At 42.4% G+C, this 23,313-nt stretch carries 25 protein-coding genes, 1 pseudogene and 1 riboswitch; of the genes and pseudogenes, 11 read left to right on the forward strand and 15 right to left on the reverse strand.

Annotated elements, in window-relative coordinates; genetic code table 11:
* Nucleotides 1–403: 403 nt before the first annotated feature.
* From M5J74_RS15245 to M5J74_RS15265, 5 genes are all read left to right on the forward strand, one after another.
* Complete coding sequence (locus M5J74_RS15245; protein ID WP_250012205.1) at nucleotides 404–1,102, forward strand: 2OG-Fe dioxygenase family protein; 699 nt, start codon at nucleotides 404–406, stop codon at nucleotides 1,100–1,102.
* A 17-nt stretch (nucleotides 1,103–1,119) separates the two neighbouring features.
* Nucleotides 1,120–1,287: a hypothetical protein gene (locus M5J74_RS15250; protein WP_250012207.1), complete on the forward strand. Its 168-nt coding sequence runs from the start codon at nucleotides 1,120–1,122 to the stop codon at nucleotides 1,285–1,287.
* Nucleotides 1,284–2,393 (forward strand): NAD-dependent epimerase/dehydratase family protein, encoded by a 1,110-nt coding sequence (locus M5J74_RS15255; protein WP_106168414.1) that lies wholly within the window; start codon nucleotides 1,284–1,286, stop codon nucleotides 2,391–2,393. The genes M5J74_RS15250 and M5J74_RS15255 overlap by 4 nt, the downstream gene beginning before the upstream one ends.
* Before the next feature lie 7 nt (nucleotides 2,394–2,400).
* Nucleotides 2,401–3,591: a glycine C-acetyltransferase gene (gene kbl / locus M5J74_RS15260; protein ID WP_250012210.1), complete on the forward strand. Its 1,191-nt coding sequence runs from the start codon at nucleotides 2,401–2,403 to the stop codon at nucleotides 3,589–3,591.
* A 163-nt stretch (nucleotides 3,592–3,754) separates the two neighbouring features.
* Nucleotides 3,755–5,065, forward strand: coding sequence for a hypothetical protein (locus M5J74_RS15265; RefSeq protein WP_250012212.1), 1,311 nt, complete (start codon nucleotides 3,755–3,757; stop codon nucleotides 5,063–5,065).
* 9 nt (nucleotides 5,066–5,074) lie between these two features.
* Here M5J74_RS15265 and M5J74_RS15270 read toward each other — a convergent pair whose 3' ends face one another.
* The 3 genes from M5J74_RS15270 to cysC all read right to left on the reverse strand — a co-directional run bounded on the left by M5J74_RS15270 (nucleotide 5,075) and on the right by cysC (nucleotide 7,959).
* A complete protein-coding gene (locus tag M5J74_RS15270; protein WP_015154938.1) occupies nucleotides 5,075–5,752 on the reverse strand; it encodes a hypothetical protein in 678 nt (225 codons plus the stop codon).
* A gap of 551 nt (nucleotides 5,753–6,303) precedes the next feature.
* Nucleotides 6,304–7,107, reverse strand: coding sequence for a hypothetical protein (locus M5J74_RS15275; protein ID WP_250012224.1), 804 nt, complete (start codon nucleotides 7,105–7,107; stop codon nucleotides 6,304–6,306).
* A 294-nt stretch (nucleotides 7,108–7,401) separates the two neighbouring features.
* Nucleotides 7,402–7,959, reverse strand: coding sequence for an adenylyl-sulfate kinase (cysC, locus tag M5J74_RS15280; protein WP_015154940.1), 558 nt, complete (start codon nucleotides 7,957–7,959; stop codon nucleotides 7,402–7,404).
* Nucleotides 7,960–8,278: 319 nt separating this feature from the next.
* Here cysC and M5J74_RS15285 point away from each other — a divergent pair, with 319 nt between their 5' ends.
* Nucleotides 8,279–8,434 carry a hypothetical protein gene (locus M5J74_RS15285; protein ID WP_158631884.1) on the forward strand — a complete coding sequence of 52 codons (156 nt, stop codon included), beginning with the start codon at nucleotides 8,279–8,281 and terminating at the stop codon, nucleotides 8,432–8,434.
* Between the two features lie 41 nt (nucleotides 8,435–8,475).
* Entirely contained in the window at nucleotides 8,476–8,946 is a 471-nt protein-coding gene (locus M5J74_RS15290; RefSeq protein WP_015154941.1) for a GNAT family N-acetyltransferase, read from the forward strand.
* A 79-nt stretch (nucleotides 8,947–9,025) separates the two neighbouring features.
* Here the strand turns inward: M5J74_RS15290 and M5J74_RS15295 are convergent, their stop codons facing one another.
* From M5J74_RS15295 to M5J74_RS15315, 5 genes are all read right to left on the reverse strand, one after another.
* A complete protein-coding gene (locus M5J74_RS15295) occupies nucleotides 9,026–9,799 on the reverse strand; it encodes a hypothetical protein (RefSeq protein ID WP_015154942.1) in 774 nt (257 codons plus the stop codon).
* Nucleotides 9,800–9,878: 79 nt separating this feature from the next.
* Entirely contained in the window at nucleotides 9,879–10,532 is a 654-nt protein-coding gene (mtnB, locus tag M5J74_RS15300; RefSeq protein ID WP_106216374.1) for a methylthioribulose 1-phosphate dehydratase, read from the reverse strand.
* Nucleotides 10,533–10,558: 26 nt separating this feature from the next.
* Entirely contained in the window at nucleotides 10,559–11,113 is a 555-nt protein-coding gene (locus M5J74_RS15305) for an acireductone dioxygenase (protein WP_106216375.1), read from the reverse strand.
* Nucleotides 11,114–11,196: 83 nt separating this feature from the next.
* Nucleotides 11,197–11,532 (reverse strand): 2Fe-2S iron-sulfur cluster-binding protein, encoded by a 336-nt coding sequence (locus M5J74_RS15310; RefSeq protein ID WP_015154945.1) that lies wholly within the window; start codon nucleotides 11,530–11,532, stop codon nucleotides 11,197–11,199.
* A 36-nt stretch (nucleotides 11,533–11,568) separates the two neighbouring features.
* On the reverse strand, nucleotides 11,569–12,924 hold the full coding sequence (locus tag M5J74_RS15315) for a selenium-binding family protein (protein WP_250012227.1): 1,356 nt from the start codon (nucleotides 12,922–12,924) through the stop codon (nucleotides 11,569–11,571).
* Nucleotides 12,925–13,274: 350 nt separating this feature from the next.
* Nucleotides 13,275–13,410, forward strand: a riboswitch (cyclic di-AMP (ydaO/yuaA leader).
* 143 nt (nucleotides 13,411–13,553) lie between these two features.
* On the opposite strand from M5J74_RS15315, the gene M5J74_RS15320 reads away from it, so the two are divergent.
* Nucleotides 13,554–14,819: a glycosyltransferase gene (locus M5J74_RS15320; RefSeq protein WP_250012229.1), complete on the forward strand. Its 1,266-nt coding sequence runs from the start codon at nucleotides 13,554–13,556 to the stop codon at nucleotides 14,817–14,819.
* 43 nt (nucleotides 14,820–14,862) lie between these two features.
* Entirely contained in the window at nucleotides 14,863–15,075 is a 213-nt protein-coding gene (locus M5J74_RS15325) for a hypothetical protein (RefSeq protein ID WP_015154948.1), read from the forward strand.
* A gap of 111 nt (nucleotides 15,076–15,186) precedes the next feature.
* Here the strand turns inward: M5J74_RS15325 and M5J74_RS15330 are convergent, their stop codons facing one another.
* From M5J74_RS15330 to M5J74_RS15345, 4 genes and pseudogenes are all read right to left on the reverse strand, one after another.
* A complete protein-coding gene (locus M5J74_RS15330; RefSeq protein WP_250012230.1) occupies nucleotides 15,187–15,633 on the reverse strand; it encodes a VOC family protein in 447 nt (148 codons plus the stop codon).
* Nucleotides 15,634–15,728: 95 nt separating this feature from the next.
* Nucleotides 15,729–16,634 (reverse strand): DMT family transporter, encoded by a 906-nt coding sequence (locus M5J74_RS15335; RefSeq protein WP_250012233.1) that lies wholly within the window; start codon nucleotides 16,632–16,634, stop codon nucleotides 15,729–15,731.
* Nucleotides 16,635–16,721: 87 nt separating this feature from the next.
* Nucleotides 16,722–18,442 (reverse strand): annotated as a pseudogene (locus M5J74_RS15340) (SulP family inorganic anion transporter).
* 561 nt (nucleotides 18,443–19,003) lie between these two features.
* Nucleotides 19,004–20,080: an NAD(P)-dependent oxidoreductase gene (locus tag M5J74_RS15345; RefSeq protein ID WP_015154952.1), complete on the reverse strand. Its 1,077-nt coding sequence runs from the start codon at nucleotides 20,078–20,080 to the stop codon at nucleotides 19,004–19,006.
* 43 nt (nucleotides 20,081–20,123) lie between these two features.
* Between M5J74_RS15345 and M5J74_RS15350 the strand changes: the two genes are divergently transcribed.
* Nucleotides 20,124–20,546: a four helix bundle protein gene (locus M5J74_RS15350; protein WP_241994379.1), complete on the forward strand. Its 423-nt coding sequence runs from the start codon at nucleotides 20,124–20,126 to the stop codon at nucleotides 20,544–20,546.
* 3 nt (nucleotides 20,547–20,549) lie between these two features.
* Here the strand turns inward: M5J74_RS15350 and hemE are convergent, their stop codons facing one another.
* Together hemE and M5J74_RS15360 are read right to left on the reverse strand one after the other, a co-directional pair.
* On the reverse strand, nucleotides 20,550–21,596 hold the full coding sequence (gene hemE / locus M5J74_RS15355) for a uroporphyrinogen decarboxylase (protein ID WP_015154953.1): 1,047 nt from the start codon (nucleotides 21,594–21,596) through the stop codon (nucleotides 20,550–20,552).
* A gap of 388 nt (nucleotides 21,597–21,984) precedes the next feature.
* Nucleotides 21,985–22,128, reverse strand: a complete 144-nt coding sequence (locus M5J74_RS15360) for a hypothetical protein (RefSeq protein WP_250012238.1) — start codon at nucleotides 22,126–22,128, stop codon at nucleotides 21,985–21,987.
* 220 nt (nucleotides 22,129–22,348) lie between these two features.
* Here M5J74_RS15360 and M5J74_RS15365 point away from each other — a divergent pair, with 220 nt between their 5' ends.
* A complete protein-coding gene (locus tag M5J74_RS15365) occupies nucleotides 22,349–22,738 on the forward strand; it encodes a hypothetical protein (protein ID WP_015154954.1) in 390 nt (129 codons plus the stop codon).
* A gap of 138 nt (nucleotides 22,739–22,876) precedes the next feature.
* Here the strand turns inward: M5J74_RS15365 and M5J74_RS15370 are convergent, their stop codons facing one another.
* The gene (locus tag M5J74_RS15370; protein ID WP_106546593.1) at nucleotides 22,877–23,266 is read right to left on the reverse strand and encodes a hypothetical protein; all 390 of its coding nucleotides are present in this window, start codon (nucleotides 23,264–23,266) and stop codon (nucleotides 22,877–22,879) included.
* Between the last annotated feature and the right edge of the window lie 47 nt (nucleotides 23,267–23,313).

Below are 23,313 nucleotides of genomic sequence, written 5' to 3' on the forward strand. Positions count from 1 at the left end.
GACATTCTTGTATGAATTTTTATTAAAAAAAGAGTTAGTAAGAATAACAGATATCAGCCAAAAGTTATAGGGATCGACAATAGCCGAAAAATATAACTACAATTAAATCAGGAGACTCGATCGAACGCTAGGTGTCTTCTCTAACAATAGAATGAAACCTTAAGTCCTATTTTATAGAGCCTCTTTGCTGACACATACTCTGTTCTATATCTATTGATGAGGCTCCTATAAAGGAATGAAAATACTAGATCGAGTTTACATTATAAATCTATAAATTTATTGTTAATTTTTGCTGCTATCGGTAGCAGAATTTGGTATGGCATAACCCAATGCTAACTACTAAATTTAGATGTAGCAGTTTGAATAATACTGCTATCCTCAATTGAACGTGAGGAAGTTTACTATGCTGAATTTATCAAAACCACAAGAATTCAATTGTCTAGCCAGCTATGTTTTAGAAATGGTGAACGCTGTTAAGCTAGAGCAATTAAAACCATTTTTCGACTTCTTGCCAGCCGATCCATATTTAGCAGGCAACTATCGCTTTAGAAACCTTTCTCACTTTCAAATAGCTGGCGATCGCCTGATAAAGTTACCCCACAGACAGCTATTTCAATCGAAAGTATATAACCCAATTTTGGGAGATGTAGTTAGAGAGTATCCAGAACTTGACGATCGCCTAGTTGCGTCAGTAGATTTTCAAAAAATTGTGTGGGAATTTTTCCAGTTTTGCCAGCTTTGTACTAACTTCAACGAAGTTGCAGTGCATCAAATTAGAACCACAGCTTCTTCTCAGCAACTCGGCAATCCTGCGCCTGAAGGAATTCATCGCGATGGAGTCGAACTCGTTGGCATTTTCTCTGTGAATAGAACCGGAATTGAAGGGGGAGAAACGCACCTTTATCCAGAAAAAGATGGTCGTCCCACTTTTAGCAAAATTCTCAATCCTGGCGAATTTTTAGTCTTTAGAGATAGTCAATACTTCCACTACACCTCGCCTGTCAAAGCAACTACATCTGAACTAGGGGTGAGAGATGTTTTCGTACTGACTTGTCCTGGATTATTTCCACCAGAGTCGGGAGTCGGGAGCAGTGACCAGTGACCAGTGACCAGTGACCAGTGACCAGTATCTCCCTCAGCCTCCTCAGCTCTCTTTTCACGTACCACGCACCACACCCTGCTCCTGAGCGCACCACGCACCACTTTCTCACCAACAACCAATTACCAATTACCAATTACCAATTACCAATTACCAATTACCAATTACCACTGGTAACTGTCATATGATGAACAATATTTTAGTCACTGGCTCTAGAGGTCAACTGGGAAGCGACCTTGTTGTTGCCCTACAAAGACGCTATGGGACAACACACGTCATGGAAAGCGGGCGATCGCCACGCTCAGAGGAAAGCAAGTTATTTCCTTATAAAGTGCTGGATGTCACAGACGGTCGGCGGTTGGAAAAAATTGTCAAACGGCATCAAATCGATACAATCTACCACTTAGCAGGACTACTCTCAGCCAAAGGCGAACGGGAACCCGATCGCTGTTGGGACATTAATATTAACGGGCTAAAAAATGTTTTGGAAGTAGCCAAATCAGAGCGACTCAAAGTCTTTTATCCTAGTTCTATTGCCGTATTTGGAGCGCACACGCCGAAGTTAGACACGCCTCAGATGACCGTGACAGATCCATCTACGATGTATGGAATTACAAAGGTGACGGGCGAACTACTTTGTCAGTACTACGCGCAACGGTTTGGCGTGGACGTGCGTTCTTTGCGATTACCAGGCATTATTAGCTACAATGCTCCACCAGGAGGCGGGACAACGGACTTTGCCGTAGAAATCTTCTATGCTGCCCTCCAGCAGAGAACTTACACCTGTTTCCTTCGCCCAGAGACTCGCTTGCCCATGATGTACGCAGCAGATGCGGTCAGAGCTATTCTGGAACTGATGGAAGCAGATTTATCAGCCATCAAAGTCCGTACTAGCTACAATGTGGCAGCAGTCAGCTTCTCGGTAGCAGAACTCGTAGCTGAAATCCAAAAGCACTTACCTGAGTTTGCCTGCGAATACAAACCCGATTTCCGGCAAGCGATCGCGGATTCTTGGGTTTGTACAGTTGACGACTCTAAAGCACGAGCCGATTGGGGTTGGCACCATACCTATGACTTATCTGCGATCGTCAGCGATATGTTGGCGAAGCTGGAGTCATTAAAAAGGGAGCAGGGAGCAAGGAAGAGGGCTGAGGGAGCTGAGGAGGCTGAGGGAGCTGAGGGAGAAAGTACTACAAACTCTACACCCCACACCCCGTACCCTATCTCCGATCGCACCACGCACTACGCACCACTTATTCCCGACTCCCGACTCCCGACTCCCAAAATTTGGTGATGTAGCCATGTTGACCACAACGGCGGCTTCTGTTTTTCAATCCCTGCTCGATGAAATTCATCAATCCGGTCTGCGCAAAGAAGAACGAGCGATCGCATCCCCTCAAGATGCTAAAATCCAACTTCAAGATGGTCGGACGGTACTGAACTTCTGTGCTAATAATTACCTGGGATTAGCTAACCATCCTGACATTATTGCCGCAGCCCAGGAAGGAATTGCTAAATATGGTTTTGGCTTGTCATCGGTGCGCTTTATCTGTGGCACGCAAACCATACATAAAGAGCTGGAAGCAAAGATTTCTGCATTTCTCGGTACTGAAGATACTATTCTGTACGGTTCCTGTTTTGATGCCAATGCCGGACTATTTGAAACACTACTTGATGAAGAGTGTGCGGTCATTAGCGATGCACTCAACCACGCTAGTATTATTGACGGAATTCGGCTGTGTAAAGCTAAACGCTATCGGTTTGCCCATAGCAATATGGAAGAATTAGAGCAAACGCTGCGAGCTACCCAATCGCTGAAAATCCGCTTAATTGCCACGGATGGGGTCTTCAGCATGGATGGCGATATCGCTAAGCTAGACCAAATCTGCAATTTAGCCGAACAGTATGATGCGCTGGTCATGGTAGATGATAGTCATGCTACTGGGATTTTGGGAGCAACAGGACGCGGCTCGATCGAACATCGTGGTGTCATAGGTCGTACAGATATCATCACCAGTACGTTAGGAAAAGCCCTGGGTGGAGCTTCTGGAGGTTTTACATCCGGTCGTAAAGTCATTATCGACTTGCTGAGGCAGCGATCGCGCCCCTATTTATTTTCCAACACCCTTGCTCCAGCGATCGCCTACACCAGTATTAAAGTATTGGATTTACTCAACCAAACCTCAGAATTACGCGAAAGACTGCTGGAGAATGCCAGCTACTTTCGGACTTCCATCGGCGATCGCGGTTTTGAAATTAAACCTGGGATTCACCCGATCGTACCAATTATGCTGTACGACGCGAAACTCGCACAAGCTATGGCGCGAGATCTGCTCGATGAGGGGATTTATGTCATTAGTTTTAGCTATCCTGTAGTTCCCCAAGGTCATGCCCGAATTCGGGTTCAAGTTTCCGCCACTCACACGCAAGAACAATTAGAGCAATGTGTAGAGGCGTTTGCTCGCGTGGGGAAAAAGTATGGGGTTGTTTAACAGTGACCAGTTACCAGTTACCAGTTACCAGTTACTAGTTCCAGTAGGATTTGTTTTCAAATCTCACCCTGCAAATCTATGTTAGTGTTTTGACTTTTGACTTCTGACTTTTGACTTTTGACTTTTGACTGCTGCCTTCTGCCTATTGAAGAGGAAAATTACTATGATCGAGAACCTGCGAGAAAGACTAAAAATTCCAACGGCAAGGCTAGAAGCGATTAACGATATTCTAGTCGAGCCAAATATGGAGGCGATCGCCAATTTCCTCAATGTCGTGTCTAAATATGGGACTCCAGAAGAGATTAATGCTAAGGCAAAACAAGCTGCGTCTCTGACCGCATTGCTAGAGCGCGTTCGTCAAACTCGACCCGAATATTTAACCGATCTACAATGGCTGCAACAGCAAGCAGATGAGGGGGCATTTGTCAGCATTGCCGATTATCGACAGAATGTAATAGGAAACAAGGCAAAGAGTTTGACTTTTGACGACAAATATGCAGTGACGCTAGAAATTAGTGCCTGTCAATATTTTCCTTGGATAATTGCCGCAGCTCGACGAGCGATCGCCCAACAATCCCTCATGCCGGGACGTTTCATTCAAGTCCGCCAGATGAAGGAACAAGAAACCGATGGTGACTTGCCCGCCATTGCCGCAGCTATGCAAATTATTGGCGCGAGTTTCGTCGTCACTCTCGATACCAAGGGAACTGATGGCTCGAACGTCCATCTCGGCGGAGCGGAAACGATCGCGGGTTACTTTGGTGGTGTTGGACAGCCCAACGATCGCGCTTTGCAATGGCTGAACGAATACTTGTACTACTACACTAACTACGGGATTCGCCAAGTTCTCAATCTCAATCCTGGGACAGTGCTACTAGGCTATCTCCTTCATCGTCTCGGCGTTGATATCGAGTTCAAGATCTCTGTATTTATGGGCAACGACAATCCCTACGCAGCTTTGTGGACTTTACTTGGAGCAAAGTTATTTTCCAGAGATGATGGTAGCTCTCCATTAATTGGATTCAATTGGAGTAACTCGGTCAATAACAAAACGATTGAAATTACCAGCCAGTTTCGCCAGGCTTTGGACTTCGAGCAGCAGGTTCGCTTCGAGCATCACATCACTGAAACTTGGAAAGGCATCGTGCGACAGCCTTATAACCGCAGAGACGAGTTGATGGAGCTGGCTTCGTGCGTGCCGAATATTTCAGCCAAGCATGAGGGAGGCGATCCAGCAGTTGAGCAGATGCGGCAGCACCCATCGGATATTTTCGATTATTTCCGTGACAAGCAGGAGATTATTGCCTCTGGAGATTGGGAACATCTCACCCAGAATTTTCTGGACAAGTTTGATGCCTTGAATAAAACGGCACAAGCTCTTACAGAACAGGGTCTATCCGTTCTAGCAGCTGGAAATCTCCACCCGCTAGAACGCAAACATTTGTCAACTTTACAAGTTACGACTTACGACTAATAACTCCCATTACCGATTTCGAGACAAGACAAAATCCTCATCTAGCGTCAGGTCTAAATCTCGGTTGGGATTGACGACAACCACTTCCACTTCTTTACGCTTGCGACCTCTAAGGAGCGTTTCTCCCAACACTCCAGCTCCCGCGCCTCCTAAGATTGCACCTAAATCGATATCTCCAAAAATTTCAGATGCTACGGCTCCGACTGCTGCGCCAACAACAGCACCGCGAACGAAGTCGGGGTTGGTTTTGCGATCGATTGTCTGCTTTCTTCTCACTACAGCTGATGTTGCCTCAATCGGATATTTTCGTTTTTGACTACCAATGACGACTGATTCAGCCACGAATTGCGAACCACCATCAGCAGGTCTGAGTCTACCGTTAATTTGGCTACCTGCGGGAATCACGACATTTCCGCGCTCCGAGCGGACGCTGGTTGCTGTAGTTAGCGTCAGTCTGACTGATTCTTTAGGTGTAACCAGCACTCTATCTGACTTTTTGTATCGCACCGGAATGACCGTACCAACTGGTACGATTGACTGAGGTGATTGCGCAATTAAGAGTTTACTAGAGTTCGATTGGGGTGCTGCAACCGGAGTCGCCGCGATCGCAGGTACTATTGTGGCAGAAGTCATTCCCAGTGCCATCACCGCCGCAACTTTGGCTTGCCAGGAATTAGAAATGAACATATAAAGTCTTTCTCCTAAATTATCGAATTAGAGATTTTACATCTTAATGACGTAAAACCAAATAAATTGTTCTTTAAGTTTATGCTCCTTAATGGTTAACCTGTAGAAGTTGCAGACACAATTCTTAATTTTACGCTCTGATGCTTCTCTTTTAGTTTATTCAATTTTTGATTTAATTTTATTGATGTACATTATTTCACCAACACGATTTTTGTTGAATTCTATCTTAGTGTAGAAGTCAAATTATGGTAATTTTACTAACTTCTTCCCTTGAGTTATAAGCGTTAGCAATACTTCTCAATCTAAAAGTCGAGCGCAACGCAATTCCCTTTAGATTAATACAATTCGGGCATTCTTACGCTCAGAACTATACTGGTTTGCTACAGGTGTTAATTGGCAGGAAGCTTCTCGCTGCTCCCTTATACCATTTTGATCTGACTGCGCCACGGAAGATCCCCCAACCCCCTTGTTAAGGGGGGCTATGAGCGACCGATTTAGTGCAAAGATAAATAGAATTGGTATTAGTTTGCAAACACGCCCTAATTATCTCGTCACGAGCTGCTTTTGGCGAGATGCTGATTTTTTAAATTAGTGGGCTTACCGATTACTTTTTCAATAGTGCTTTTTTCAGAGAGTCCAAAATAATTGAGTAATTCTCTAATATTTTCAATATTATTAAGCGATTCTACATCAACTTGAAAATATTTTATATTTGGAAATTTTTCTTGATAAGATATACTTAGGGCATTTGTTTCATCTACATACCATCTCAAGCATTCTTTTTCATATTTGTCAATCAAATTTTCAATTTGACGAAACTGAATATTCAACAAACTATATAATTTTTTGCTCAATAAAAGACGTTTTAATAAACAGAACAATTCGTAAGTTACTTTGGGAGAAATAAGCCAGTTTGGTGGCTCAATACAATAATTTTTGATATCTGGCGTTAGTACCCACGTTTGTCCCGCGATCGCGAGAGGACTACAGTTAATTCGGAGCAAACTATCGACAATTTGAGCTGGATTTCTTCTAAGAATTAGAACTCCTATCTCTTCTTGAGGAATATACTTAGGAAGAAACCATCCAAATCCTTTGATGAAACAATGATTGGTTTCTATATAACAATCTGACTCTTTTTTAACTTGTTGAATTTTCTCAACTTTCTTAGCTGTAAGTTCCTGCATTAATTCAGGTTTGCCAAAAAAGTAATTTCTCATTACTTTTCCATGACCAATAGGTTGGGCTTCGTGCCAAACTTGGCAATTTTCAACATGCTTAAAAATCTCATGTAAATAGTGAGAGCCTGAACGACCTGTATTGATACAAAATAAATATTTAACTTTAGGCTTCATGATTATATGATATGACAAAAGCACTGCTATACTTTTAAACTAAAATCGTAATTATTGGTGAACAAATCGTCTTTTTTCTGCTTTAACTCTCCGGAAAAATAAGCTTTTTTTCAACAAGCAATCGTGTTTTATCTGCACAAACAGTATTGGTATCAATAGCTAAAACTATTACCATGTGAACTAATTAAACTTTTTGCCTACTGACTCGAATCGAGCTAAATCAGTTGTTGTAAGATAATCCCTTGTTGCCCAAGCTAATACCGTAGAGAGTCCTTTTTGAAAGAGAAATAGGTATTAGATGGAATACTCTAGTTGGGGTTCGAGAGGAACATAATCTAGCCTCTCTAGTTCTGCAATCACTCTAGCAATACTTTCTTGGATACTTTCTTGTGAGGTATAACAAATAATATCTGGATTGAGAGGTTCTTCATATAGATCGTCAATTCCTGTAAAAGATTTTATTTCTCCTGCTCGTGCCATAGCATAAAGTCCTTTGACATCGCGTACTTCACAAACATTAAGTGGTGCATTTACATAGACCTCTATAAAGTTTTCTGTAGTTCTCCGTAGTTCATTCCTGACAGCTCGATAAGGACTAATTGCAGCTACAATCACTACTACGCCATTACGACTGAGCAAATTAGCCACAAATCCAATACGACGAATATTAGTTTCACGGTCTTCTTTACTAAAGCCCAAATCTTTTGAAAGTTTTGTTCTGATGATATCACCATCTAAAACTTCAACTAAGCAACTACGTTTCTTAAGTGCGTACTCTACCCCTTGAGCGATTGTAGTTTTGCCTGCACCGCTAAGTCCTGTTAACCATAAGATTAAACCTTGCTTTTTCATGCTTATCTCCATGCTGATTTTGACTAAATAAAGCTATTGAGAGTTTTCAACACTTTTTCTCTCCGAGTGAATACTAGAATAGCGGTAATACCACTATTTGACGTTCATCTCTGCTTGTTTACTATACTCTTCTAATAGATAAGATTTGTCGATTGGGAAAAATTCAGTAATACTGTCAGCAAGGTATTGTCGATTTTCTTTTAAAAAAGAAATTATGCGGAGTACAGCATTTCAAGTGACTAGTATTCTCAGCCACAAACACGATCGAAAGACTCGATCGTGAATGGCAAACAAGTCAGCTCCAGACATGGTAGCTTAAGTGACAAGTAGGGTAAGTTTATTATTAGTGGCGATCGCCGCAATTTCTCTGTTTGTCGGTGGCGTTGGGAGGATGAATATCATCCTAGTTTCTGTCAACTTTACAGGCATCAGTCTCTTTAAGCGCGATCGCTTTAGCTGTTGGAGTTTCCGGTAGTATAGATTTACAATGAGGCGTACAGATAGAGTAGTTTCATCATGTCAGTTGCTCTTGATAGTAGCGGTGTTCATATTCGCCCAGCTACTACGCAAGATGTTGAGGCGATCGCGATTTTGTCTGACCAACTCGGCTATCCTGTTTCGACTATTGCCATAGAGCAGCGCCTGTACCAAATTTTGTCAGATAGCAATCATATTATCTACGTAGCCACAGGTTTAGACGATCGAGCGATCGCTTGGATTCACGCTTACACTTATCACTCGCTGCTGACAGATTTTCATGCTGAAATTGGCGGCTTAGTTGTAGCGCCAAGCGATCGCGGTACTGGTATCGGTAGAAAATTGCTCCACCAAGTTGAAAGCTGGGCAAAGATACGCAGATGTCAAAGTATATTAGTTCGATCTAATATTGTCCGTTCAGCAGCTCATCATTTCTACCAAAAATGCGGCTACAGCCAAGTCAAAACATCTTTGGTATTCCACAAAGTTTTGTTATATGACGATCTGTAGGGGTGGGTTCACCCAAAGTCTCTATTTTCACACCGAGATCTTGCTAAACCCACCTTTGCCAAAACGTACAGCAACAAGTTTAATTATCTTCACGCCTGCGATAATCAGAGTCCCTGTTGCGACGATAATCAGAATCGCGGTAATCATCATTTCCAGAACGTGAGGCAACAAAATCTTCCTCTAATCTCAAATCTAAGTCTGTATCTGGTCTGATGACAACAACTTCAACTTCTTTTTGCTTGCGACCTCTCAATAAGACTTCTCCCAATACACCTACACCCGCACCAGCCAAGACTTCACCTAGATCGATTCCACCAAAAATTTCACCCAAAACCGCACCAGCAGCAGCCCCAATCACCGCGCCTCTAAGGATATCGGGATTTGATTTTTCATCAATGATTTCCGTGTCGGTAATCTCCCGCGACGTTGCTTCAATTGGATAACCGCGATCGCGACCTTCTAAAATTAAATTTTGCGCAACAAATTGAGTTCCGCGATCGGTTGGTCTGAGTTCGCCTTCAATCCGACTACCAGCGGGAATTGCGATTCTACCGCTTTCAGACTCGACATCTTCAGCCACAGTCAATGTTATGTCCGCTGTTTCTTCTGGAGAGACAATAATTTTTTTGCCTCTGTCATAAGTTACTGGAATTATCGTTCCTCTGGGGACAATACCACCAGAAGATCCGCGATACTCATCGTCGCGAGAGTCAGGAAAGAGTTGTGCAATTTCAAAAGAAGGGGAATTGGCGATCGCTGGAGTAGAAATCAAAAGCGGTACAAACGCTGTTGCGGTCATTCCCATCGCCATTAAAAAAGCAGTTTTTGACTGCCAGCGATTGAACAATAGCATTGACTTTCTCCTATAAAGTAGACTCAGGTTATAAGTTATGAAGAAAAGATCGCTCTATTGTTCCCGTGACCTCCCATTTTCAAAAAATTCCAGCTTGCCGCGCTGCTACCATGTATCGAAAAATGTATTCTATCAACTCAACATAATTACGCGCTGAGGTGAGGGAATCTGCCCAGACAGTCACGCCATGATTGCGGATTAACAAAGCCGGGACTTGAGGTAATTGAGTACTGAAGCGATCGCTAATTTCTGCGGCAATTTGAGGAACTTCTAAGTGATTTTCAAATATGGGAATTGCCACCTGGGGGTTTTCTTCCCATACACCCAAGCCTTTAACCATTTCCAGGGGTGGTAGCAGCAAATTTAGTTTCTCAGTAAAATGAGAAACTAAATTTGCTTCAATTGAGTGAACGTGATAGCAAGCTTGAGCCGCTGGAAACAAGCTATAAATTACTTGATGAATTATCGTTTCTGCCGAAGGTTTAATATTAGCAGATGCTCTTTCTAAAATCTCACCAGTGAGGGTAACGCGCACGAAATCGCTAGTTGATAGTTCTCCTTTTGCCTTCCCACTTGCCGTAATCCAAAAACTATCATCAGGAAGACGAGCAGAAAGATTTCCCGCCGTTCCTACCATCCAATCTTGACGGTAGAAATAACGAGCAGCATCGATCAATTCAAAACGCGGATCGGTAGTTTTGCTATTAGTTACTGAAGGTTGATAATTAAGCATGAATCAGAGGTAATAAATATAATGAATTACGCGATCGCGCTTTGACGAAACCGAATCTCTTTGCCCGTGTATTGAGGAACCCAACCTGTTGTATCGATAAAATATCGTACAGCTTTAACTCGCCTTGCAGGTGTTAAATAAAACCAGTGTTCTGTTCCGGCGGGGACATTGATATATTCTTCTGGTTGTACTGTTAATTCTACTTGGCTACCATCGGGACGCACGAAACCAAATATTGCCTCGCCATCGACAATATATCTTACTTCATCATCGGCGTGGGTGTGGATGCGATCGAATTTTGTTAGCATCTCATCTAAATTTGGAATCCCAGGATGCAACGCAATTAAATCACGAGATTGATAGCCATCTGTTTGTTCGAGTTGCTCGAAATAGCGATCTAAAGCTACGAGAACTTCTTCTTTTTCCTCGGAATTTAAACTTTCTTGTGCTAGCAATTGCCGCAATTGGGCATCTTCTCCTACACTCCAGTAGTTGAGTTGAATATTAAGAGCAGCCAATTCGCGGCTAATATCAGCGAGTTGGTTGTAGATTGTACCATCTTCTAGTTTAAGAAGCGCCATAGGGAGTGAGTAGTGAGTAGTGAGCAGTGAAAATGCAAATAACAAACGATCGATTACCAATTACCAATTACCGATTACCAATGTCAACTGATAACTGTTCGCTGATAACTGATAAAAGGGTTTACATACAATTCTTTTTGACATTCTACGCCGACTTCAAATTTACAATCAGAACGGGGAGTGGCAATGCATAACAAAACGTAACCTTTTGCTGCTTGTTGAGGTTTGAGGGCGATCGCCTTTGTCTGTTCTACTTCACCTGATAAAATCCTGGCAGCACAAGTAATACAAGCCCCATAACGACAGCCTACGGGTAATTTTACTCCAGCCGCTTCTACCGCATCCAAAATATATTTGTCTGCTGCTACGTTAAGAGTAAAATTATTTCTGTTAACCAGTTCGATTTGATAGGTTTTCATTCGACCAAAAAACCTGCCCCTATGATTCTCTTAACTCTAAATCCAAATATCTGAAGTACAATCGCCACCAGGATATCGCATTTCGTGGGCGCGGGCTGCGCCGTTTGGTTCTTGACCAAAATCTATGTAAAAGTTTTCATTAATTTTCAATCCTCCCTTTTCCGTGTCGCAATCAATTTGCAACATGTAAGAGCCATTTTTGGCTAAGTCTGGATAAAATTGATTATCCCAAGTACTGAATAGAGAGTTAGTGACATACAACCGCTTACCATCTAAACTTAATTGCAGCATTTGAGGACCACCTTGCAATTTCTGCCCCTTAACTTCGCCACCTTTTCCTAATAAACCACCACACCAAACTTGCCCAGTCAATTTAGGCTGAGAAGGATTGCTAATGTCATACTGACGAATATCTCCATGCAACCAGTTGGAAAAATAGAGATAGCGATCGTCCATTGACAGCAAAATATCGGTAATTAAAGAGGGAACGGGAATTTCCCAGCCTTGAACCTCGACGGATGGAACATCAATAACTTTCTCAACTGCCCATTGTCCGTTAGATTTGTGCCAGTGCCAAATATTACTACTTAAGGCTGCACCAACATAGCCGTGCGTACTCTCTGGGTTGTGGTGAAAACGCACTTCTAAAGGAATTAAACCTTCTGTACCTAAGTCAAAACTTTGAATAATTTCGTGTTTTTTCCAGTCCCAAAAATGCAATTGCTGACCGTAATTTCCGGCTGCGACATCGTTGAGGTCAAAGCCTGGATAATACGTTTTGGGTGCGCCCCATTCGCTACTTACCATGATGTTATGGCGCGGCTGATACCAAAAGTCATAATTAAACTTCATCGCCGTGGCTTGTTGTTCCCAACGTCCGACAATATCAAAGTTTTCATCGAGTAACAAAAAGCCGCCAGGTGCATTCCCTTGACTATCACCTAACATCGAAATCATCACATGACCATCTGCTAGACAATGGACTGTATGAGGGGCTGTTAAATTTGTTTTCGCTTTGATTTCTTCTGGTTCGATGACTTTATAAATTTGAGGCGATCGCGTTTCTTTTGTATCTACAATATAAATCCGGCTCGATCGCTGTCCAGGTACGATCGTAAAGCGACGAGATTTACGCGCGTCACCGTGACACGAACTACATGCATTCCAACCAAAATGATGTAACTCATCGCCTAAATAAGGCATCGGTAAGCGATGAATTACCTGAGAATATGTCGGAGAGTCAGGATCGACATCAATCGTCGCTAAATAATCTGGTGCTTCAATTCCCGTACCCGTATAAAGGGCGATCGCATATAATGTTTTTTCTCTTTCTGCTTGCATCGCCGCTTGGGGAGATGCATAGCCAGGACCGCAGCAAGTATGATTGGTCATTGGTCATTTGTCGTTGGTCATTGGTTAAGTGCGGATACGACATGTCATATCTCTACAGTTAACCGTCTACTAATAACAAAACTAGCATTGATTGCTAGGAATACCGTACTATGTTTGTATTTCTTACAGATGGCTGAGATCCAGCAGTTTTAAATCAATTGTCAAATTACTGTTCATCTGACTGTGACGCGCTAACAGCACTTGAACGAATGACAACCTTCACGAGTAGTTCACAACTCAAATAGAAGTTTCACATACAATACTTAACAATCTGACCGAGTTTACTTCACAGTTTGTAACTTTTATTGACAGAACGTAGGGAGCGTGGTTTAGGATGTAGTTAACCAGATTAAATAAGTCAGCCTAATCCAATCATAATTGGAGCGGAGGAACCGAATTTTGGGGCTTATCTCTGAGATAAACAGAGAGGGACATCTCTCAGTCCTAGCCCGTCAGCTAACTTCGTAGGCGTTGAGAGGAGACTGTAAAGATCGAAGATTTCTAGATCCCATTCAGTGTCCTTGGCTGGTTTAAGCCCGCTACGTTTTACCTGTACTTGGTGCTAAGGAATTGATTCCTGATGGCAGCCAGAGGCAGGAAAGCTAGCCATAAGGAGAAGTAAACCAACAATGTTAGAAAAACAGAATCGCATTGCTTTAATTTCTGTTGATGGCGATCCAGCGATTGCGATTGGGCAAGAAGAGGCTGGAGGTCAAAACGTTTACGTGCGCCAAGTCGGTCTTGCCCTTGCCCAGCAGGGATGGAAAGTCGATATGTTTACTCGCCGTAGCAGTAAAGAACAAGCGGCGATCGTGCAACACAATGCTAATTGTCGCACGATTCGGTTACCAGCGGGAGCGCCAGAATTTATCGGACGGGACGAACTATTCAGTTATTTACCGGAGTACGTCAAAGCTTTCCAAGCTTTTCAACAACAACATGGATTTCGTTACTCGCTCGTCCACACTAACTACTGGCTATCTGCTTGGGTGGGAATGCGATTGAAGCAACTGCAACCTTTGAGTCAGATACATACATATCACTCGTTGGGTGCAGTTAAGTACAGAAATATTGACGAGATTCCAGCGATCGCAACTAAACGGTTAGCAGTAGAAAAAGCTTGTTTGGAAACAGCGGAACGGATAGTAGCCACCAGTCCTCAAGAACAAGAACACATGCGATCGCTTGTTTCAACCACAGGACAAATTGATATTATCCCCTGCGGTACGGATATAGACAGATTTGGGGCAATCGAACGCGAAGCAGCGCGGCAGCAGTTAGGAATTGCACCGGACGAAAAAGTCGTGTTGTATGTCGGTCGATTTGACAAACGTAAAGGGATTGAAACCTTAGTGCGATCGGTGGCAAGGTTGCACGCAGCAGGTCGGACTAACTTGAAATTAATTATCGGTGGTGGCAGCCAACCCGGTCGCTGTGACGGCAGAGAACGCGATCGCATTGAAGGAATTGTTGGAGAGTTAGGTTTAGATACGATAACTGTTTTTCCAGGTCGCTTGGACGATCGGATTTTGCCAGTCTACTACGCAGCTGCCGATGTTAGTGTCGTCCCCAGTCACTACGAACCTTTTGGTTTGGTAGCAATTGAAGCGATGGCAAGCCGAATTCCCGTGGTTGCTAGCGCTGTCGGCGGTTTGCAATTTACCGTAGTTCCAGAAGAGACGGGATTACTCGCACCTGCTAAAGATGACGTTGCGTTTGCCCAAGCGATCGATCGCATTTTAGCCGATTCTAGCTGGGCAAGAAAGTTAGGGGAACGAGGTCGGCAACGGGTAGAAAATCATTTTAGCTGGCAAGGTGTAGCAATCGAATTAGGACATTTGTATACCACATTGAATTCAGCCACGGTTGAGACGAGTAGAGCGATCGCAGCTTAGCAATAGTAAACGTTGGATAGCAAACTGCACAAGGAGAAATACCATGTTAAGGATTGGGGATTTCGTGCAACACAAGCAAGCAGATCTAACTGGTGTTGTCATCGGTTACGGACATCAGATAATTGATGACATTTATTTGCCAACATTAGTGGTACATTTAGATCGAAGCAAAAGTTTCAGCCGCAAAGGTATTATGGAAGATCTATCTTCCAAGTGGTTGCCTGTGGAAACAAAAATGCATACTCATGCCGCTTAGAGCTGAAAATTAGATTTTTGTTTCTGAGATTTTCGTGTCTGTTGTATTTTCCTGAGTTGTGAAGTGTAGGACTACCTGAGTCTGAATTGTCAGATTCAGGTTTTTTTTTGCTCATACTGGATCGCACCGGATTTCTACCATAAATCCATCTGGATCGTAGCAGTAAACGCCTCTACCTGTAGGGCGACTGACAGGACCGTGGGCGATCGCAATTTGATTATCTTTCAATACTTCCACGGCGCGATCGAACAATTGCGGATCGATATCGAAGGCAAGATGATAGGCACGAGTAAAACTCCGTTCGGGATCGGGATCTGGTGGTGTTAACTCCGGTTCCCAGAATAAATCTAAAACCGTTCCATCTGGAGTGACAAAGTTAGCGACTTTGCCTTGCGCTACCAAATCGATTAGAGTAGAGGGGATTTCATCGCCTGTCAGTTCGTGCAATCCCAGAATATGACAGTAAAAGTGGCGCGATGCTTGCATGTCTTTGACATTTAAGGCGATGTGGTGGACTCGCCGCAGGTTGCCAGGTGCAAGGGTACTGGGAGTAGTCATGGTGAAGTCAGTCCTCGTAGGGGCGGGTTTTTGAAGATCCCTATACTAGAATAAACAGTTTTGCGGTTAAACCCGCCCGTACAGAAATGGTGAAATCAGTTGGTTGACTTCGTTTTTTGCAGAGAGTTAACATTGAAAGCCAAAGCAGAAACAATCAGTAACATACCTACAGATTCCGTAAGTCCTGGTCGTTCTCCCAGTTGCAGCCAAGCCGTTAATACTCCCACTACAGGATTCATTAACATACCCAATCCTGCCGTACTTGCAGATAGATGATTTAATATATACAGCCAAAGCAACATTGCGATCGCCGTACCTGGGATAACGTTGTAAATCAACGCTACGACAAACTCGTTAGACCAAACAATCGGTTCAGAGGGAATGAAGAGAACGACAAACAGTAGCGGCACAGCACCGAAAAGAGTTTGCCAAGCTGTCAGCGATAACAGATCTAAATTATGTTGTTGTTGCAATTTCTTGGCGACAATGACCCCACCAGCCCAGCATATCCCCGCAAGAATGGCTAATACCTTACTAAAAACCGTCCCATCAAGCTGCTGAGGTTCTAAAATCAGTAGCAAACCAGCAAAACTAAGGGCGATCGCAATCCATTGTATTGTTCTGACTCGCTCTTTTAACAGCACCCAGGCTAGAATTAGCGTCCAGAAAGGCATTGTGTAAACCAAAACTGCCGTTTTTCCGGCTCCACCACTAACTAAAGCCCAAGTTGCTAACCCATACAATCCACTCGTCTGCAACAACCCCAGCAGAAAAGTACCCCCAACTGCTTGAGGTAACAACGGTTTTTTCAACCACGCCATCACGAGAAATAAACTCAAGGCTCCGAGAACTATCCGCAAAGTTGCGAATGTAAACGGTGGTGAATATTCCACTGCTACTTTCATTTGTACCCAGTTATAACCCCAAATCAGAGCTAGGGCAAACAGAGCTAAAATCGCACTGTGGGTAGATGACTGAAATAGAGATTTAAGCCTCTGCAAAAGTCTTCAAGAGGATTCTATCGAGTTTACTCTGCCAGTGTAACAAGGTGAAATCCAATAGGAAACTTGACAATAGAACTCCCAAACTCAACCAGTCCGCAAACCGATTTCAGCTACATCTAAACCGATTTCAGCTACATCTACTACAACTGCTTGTTTCAGGGCATCAGTTCGATCCAGAAATAGGTTATCGTATGGGACTAAATTGAGAATGCCAAGACTCTCTAAAAGATGCTTGACTTTACCAACTGCCCCACGATAAATACTTGAGAACCTTTTGCCTGAGAATCTTTAATGGCAGCTTCGATTACCAGTGCCGCAGTTTCATCTAGATAAGGAACATCGCTCAGATCCATCACTAAGGTATCGCAACGCTTGATAGATAAATGTTCGCGGGCGATCGTTTTTGCCACTCCAAACAGCATTGGTCCCCCCATGTAAAACAAAGAAACTCGCCCATCAGCTAAATTGAGCAACTCTTTCTCTTCTAAATTGAGCGGGACGGAATCATCTGCACCACAAACTGCTTTGATTCTTTGAGCTTGTAAATGGCTCAATTGCTCAATTGTCAGCAAGTTAGCAATAAACATTCCTACCCCAGCCGCAACCATCAGATCGAGGAAAACTGTCATCAGCAGTACGCCATACATGATTAAGGTTGATTTCCAAGAAACCTTATGCGCTCGTTTCAAGAAATTCCAATCGAGCATTTCAATTCCAACCGCGAAAGCAATTCCAGCTAAGACTGCCATTGGAATGTTTTCCGCCAAGTCAGCCAGCCATAACACTACGACCAACATCAGCACCGCACGGATCAAACCAGCCAAAGCAGTTCTTGCCCCAACTTGAACGTTAATTACCGTTCCCATCGTCGCACCAGAACCAGGCAGTCCACCGCACAAACCAGCAACTAGATTTCCTACTCCCTGACCGACTAACTCCCGGTCTTCCTGAGTCTGGGTACGGGTCATACTGTCAGCAATGACTGAAGTGAGCAAGGCATCAATAGAACCCAACATCCCTAGCATGGCTGCATCAACGAACATCTGTACGGTTTGAGCCGGAGTAAAAGTAGGTAGATACAGGGTCGGTAGTCCTGATGGAATCTCGCCAATCCTTCTCAAATCCATGTTTTGCAGCAAGGTGAAGGAAATAATTGTGCCGATGACTAATGCTGCTAGTTGTGGGGGTATAAAGTGCTTGATTCTATGCGGCAAGAAAAAAATAACTACCATTGTCAGAGCTGCTAGACCAGTTTCGGCAGGGTTGAGGTTTGATAGCATCTGGGGTAGATTTTGTAACGTTCCTATCAAACCTCCTTTAGGAGCTTCATGTCCTAGAAATGGCGGAATTTGCAAAATAATTAGAATTGCACCAATTCCAGACATAAAACCTGAAACGACGCTGTAGGGCATGAGAATAATATATTTACCCAAACGGAAGACACCAAAGAGAATTTGAAAAACTCCCGATAGCATCACTACCGTAAATGCCATTGCCATACCATTCTCAGGATTCCTAGCAATCATTGCGCTAATAATTGCCGTCATAAATACGGTTGTCGGTCCGGTTGGTTCGGAAATTTGTGTGGGTGTGCCACCAAACAGAGAAGCAAAAAAGCCAACACAAATTGAGCCATAAAGCCCTGCAACTGGTCCCAAACCAGATGCAACCCCGAACGCCAAAGCTATTGGTAATGAAACAATTGCATTGGTGACTCCACCAAAAATGTCACCGCGTAAATTTCTGAAATGAATCTTATTTGTTAGCTGTAATTTTCTGAACCGAATCTTATTTGTTAGCTGCATTGGTTGTTCATCCCTTCAGAAAAAGACTATTGATGTCATTCTTTATGGGAAATAAGTCGCTAATATGATTCCTATTTATTGACTGTATGGATTCTACTTCTAGAGCTAGAGGAATGACACTCTTATCATTCCTTGTATCATCAAGTAATAAGCTAACAAAACGAATTTATATTTCTTTAATCTTCCAATTTTTTCTAATAGCAACGTTGCTTTTTAGCAACATACAAATAAGTTTTTAAAATAGATTTCATTCAGAAATAGTATTGAATTTTAGTAAGGTCAAAAGTCAAAATCTAAAAGTCAAAATTATTTTTACACGGGAATAAAGCTTATGGCAGAAGGTAGAGCCAGAGGGCAGAAGGAAAGCCTTTTCACAGAGAGGTGACAAGCTGCTTCGATCTCCACTTATGCTTCGAGTGCAATATACAATATATTATTTCCGATGCAATTGAGACAATTTACTCGATTTATCTTATCCGTATCGCTCTATACTAAATTAAGTGCGAAAGTATGATTTTGTTTCGCGCAAAGATGCAAAGAAGATCGCTAAAAGTATGTCTCTTAAGTATCTAATTTTCCACCACGAACTCCATGAATTTTTAAGGCATCGCTGAGGGTGGGACAATAGTTAGGTAAGCCGAAGCTGCTAGGATTGATAATATTTTTATAAGTAAAATAGCGATATTGCAAACAAAATCTATCCCAGTCTGCCATTTGAATGCGGAATAAAACTATAAATAAATTGGTCAAGGATAGATATAGAGGAATGCGAAAATAAATCTTTTTATTGAGATATTTACAAATTTCTTCTATAACCTGGTTAGCGGTTAATAGCTCTTGTCCGAGAACGTAGTGAGTTAGTAATTGGTAATGGGTAGTTGGTAGTTGGTAGTTGGTAGTTGGTAGTTGGATGGTACGTGGTACGTGGGGTGTGGGGTGTAGTGTTTTTTCTCCCTCAGCTCCCTCAGCATCATAAGCTCCCTCAGCTCTCTTCTCCCTGCTCCCTTTCATCAAATATTTCACGACTTGAGCAACATCTCGTCCGTGAATAAAATGGAAGCTGCCTTCTGTTTTGAAGAAACGGGCGATGTTAATCCACTTGGCAACATCGGGTAAGCCAGCAGATAGGTGAGAGTATGGTTTCTGGGCATCGCCTCCCAGGACTAAAGTGGGAAATAGAACGGTAATTTTAGGGGCGATCGCTAATTCTGGTAATCTACTTAAAGTTTCATATTTAGAACGAATATAATCTATGCCAAGTGTTCCTGCTTCTTTTAACAAGTTATTTTGACGATCCAAAACGCTAGCTGTAGAAAAGTAAATGACCTGCTGACATTTTTCTGGATCGAGTAAATTTAATAGTTGAATTGTTTTATTAACGTTAATTTCAAAAGTATCTTCGCCACCCCAAACAGTAGCTACTAATACAGCAATATCAATTGTTTTCAGTAAATCAGCAAACTGTTCGATATTAGCTAAATCGCCCTGTAATACTTTTACACCAGGGCGAGTAATATCTACTTGTAGTTTCTGAGGATTTCTAACTAGTAAATATAGTTCGTAGTCAGTTTCTTGAATTAAAATTTCAGAAATATAGTGACCGATACAACCGCTAGCGCCAGTGACTAAAATTCTCATAGTTAGTGGCTGGTGGCTAGTGGCTGGTGGCTTGACCTAAAGTGTGTTAAATTATACATATATTTTTTACTATACTGAAATGAGCCTTCATAGTTATCAAGATCTCAAAGTTTGGCAATTTGGGATAGATTTAGCTGTTCTAGTTTATCAGTTGACTCAAGCTTTTCCGAAACAAGAAACATATGGTTTGTCATCTCAGATACAACGTGCAGTTGTATCTGTTACTTCTAATATTGCAGAAGGTGCAGCAAGAGATTCAACCAAAGAGTTTTTACACTTTTTATCAATTACACTTGGTTCTTTAGCAGAACTGGAAACTCAATTAATTTTGGCGCAACGGTTGTCATATGTAAGCGAACAAGATTTACAAATTCTTTTATCAAGAACTTCTGAGATAGGTAGGATGGTTAGAGGTTTGCAAAAATCTTTAAAAGCAAAACTCTATCCACCAGTCACTAGCCACTAGCCACTAATATCTAATCTGTTTAGCAGTTTCAAAGAAGAATCTTACATTATCCTCTGGAGTGTCGGGTAAGACACCATGACCCAGATTGAGAATATGCCCTCTCGTACCTGCTTTTTTCACCGTATCGTAAATGCGATCGCGAATAAATTCATGAGAACCAAATAACACCCCAGGATCGAGATTTCCTTGCACGCCAATTTGATTTCCCAGTCTCGCCCGTGCGTCTGCCATGTCTACAGTCCAGTCTACGCTGATTAGGTCTGCACCACTGCGCGCCATTCTTTCTAATAAACCTGCACTTTCAGCTACCAAAAGAATCAGGGGTGTATCGGGATGGGTTTGTTTAACTTGTTGAAATACTCGCTGTTGATAGGGTAAAGCGAAAGTTTCGTAATCTTGAGGTGAAAGTTGACCCGCCCAAGAATCGAACATTTGTACGACTTGAGCGCCGCAGTCAATTTGGTAGCGAACGTAAATGGCGATCGCATCTGCTAGTTTTTCTAGTAGCTGGTGCAATACTGTCGGGTTAGAAAATGCCATACCCTTAATAATGGAATAGGTCTTAGAACCTTTTCCTTCAACTGCATAGGCTGCAAGCGTCCACGGCGCACCGACAAAGCCTAAAACTGTAGCTTTATTCCCGACTTCGGCTCGAAGTGCCTGTAATATTTCTTTAATAAAAGGCAAGGATTCTGCTGGTTCTAACTGGCGCAAAGATTCAATTTGCGCTTGAGTCCGAATCGGCGAGTGAATGATTGGTCCCTTGCCTTCCGCAATGTCCATATCAATTCCCAAACCAGGCAACGGCGTGACAATATCGGAAAATAAAATTACGCCATCTGGTTGAAAAGCTCTCCAGGGTTGCAAAGAAACCTCAATCGCTACTTCGGGAATTTCAGAACGCTCCCGAAATGATGGGTACTTCTCGCGTAAATCTCGATACGCCTTCATATAGCGACCTGCCTGCCGCATCATCCATACTGGCGGGCGGTCTACTTCTTCTCCACGAGCAGCCCGTAGCAAGTGGGGAACCTGGGTTGCAACAACCATTCTTGCGCCTTGTAATCTTTCTGCAATTCTTTAGCGTATCATCGATCGTCATGCGATTTTTACACGAGTCTGTCAGAAATAGGAGAAAAGTTGCTAATTTCCTACTCCCATCTGTATTTGTACTTATCGTGAGTTGCTTCTATCGCTTGCTATCAACAAACTTGAAGCTTGACACAGCTGACACGGTATAGCGTCGAGTTACTTTTTCGTAGAGTAGCATTAACCGCCACGCGCAGCACAAGTTATTAGCAGATTGGATGCGATCGCTATCCAAAAACCTTGTTATAATTTACAAAAATATAATTTGTTTAATTTAAGTTAAACGATTTAATTAATCTTGATGTTGTCGATATTGTCGAGCTTTTGTAACATAGAAGATGAGCTATCTTTAGTTAGGTAAGTATTTTTTGTTACCGTCGATCGCACAAACACAACTATATATTTGTATTTGCTGGATATATTGAGTAAAAATTAATGCAGTCCAGTTAATAAGAGCTGGCGATCGCCAAAATAAATAATTTGCTAGCGTCATAAAATTAGTTGACAAGCAAAAAGCAAGAACCAGCAATTAAGAATCAAAAGAATTGCCCTACCTCCGAAAATATACTTCTTTAGATAGATCGGACAAATAGACAAGCAAAACTCTCAGTAGAGATACTGAACTCTATTATTCGCTATACCTGTAAATATAGTATCCGTGGTCTTGCTACTAAAGAAGACAGTATTTTTGAATGCCGCTCGAGGGAAGAAATATGGATAATAAGGCTGACTTTTTAAAACAGCACGTAGCGCAAACACAAATTGTACGGGAAGTAAAACTGAGCGAACAAACTGTAAATGAAACAAAATCACCTCAGTTTAATACTTCCGATCTGCTCATGCTTTTAGGTCCGATTGGCTTTATTATGGGCTGGACAATTTTGTTTTTAATGCTATCTAAAATTGGAGTTGCGGCGCGAGATGAACTCTTGTTTACAATCAAGCGCTTTCAAAAAGTACCCTGTCGAAACTGTCAATACTTTACCAACAATCCTTATCTCAAATGTGCTGTCAATCCTTGTGCCGTTTTAACAGAAGAAGCACTGAAATGCTCTGACTATAGACCAGCAGAAAAGGTTGAAGAATTAGACGACGAAGATTAGCGTAAAAGACTGAGAGGAGAAAATAGAAGGAACAAGGGAGACAAGGGGGACAAGGGAGACAAGGAAGCAGAGGAGAATAAATAACTCTTAAATCTTCATTTTTAACTTTTAACTTTTAGCTTTTGACTTTTAATTTAGTTAATATTTGCCATAATCGCGTTGCAAATCGAATAGGACTTTCTCGGCATACCACTGAATAGTTCTACCAGGATTCCGGTCTTTCGCTGCACTGAGAAGTCTATTTGCGGCTTGGCGATCGCCATGTAACAGTAGCAAGAGTTTTTTTTGTAGCGGGCGGGAAACCTGTTCTATCCTAATGGCACTATCGCTATCTCCACTTCCTTCGCTATCATATGGTTTTTGGCGACGAGGCGATGAAAATGGGGTAGTTTTGCTTTTGCCATGCTTTCTTGGCTGCACCCACCTGAGTCGGCGGCGAGATTGTTGAGAACGATAATAAGCAAACATGAATCCGAATATGAGTGCAAATACAATTACTACTCCTAGTAATACAAAAAGTCTCTGCATAGATATGACACTAATAGTAAGTAACTTGAATTGGTGCTGCGAGTAGA

It is taken from the genome of Chroococcidiopsis sp. CCNUC1 (genome assembly GCF_023546805.1).
GTDB lineage: Bacteria > Cyanobacteriota > Cyanobacteriia > Cyanobacteriales > Chroococcidiopsidaceae > Chroococcidiopsis > Chroococcidiopsis thermalis.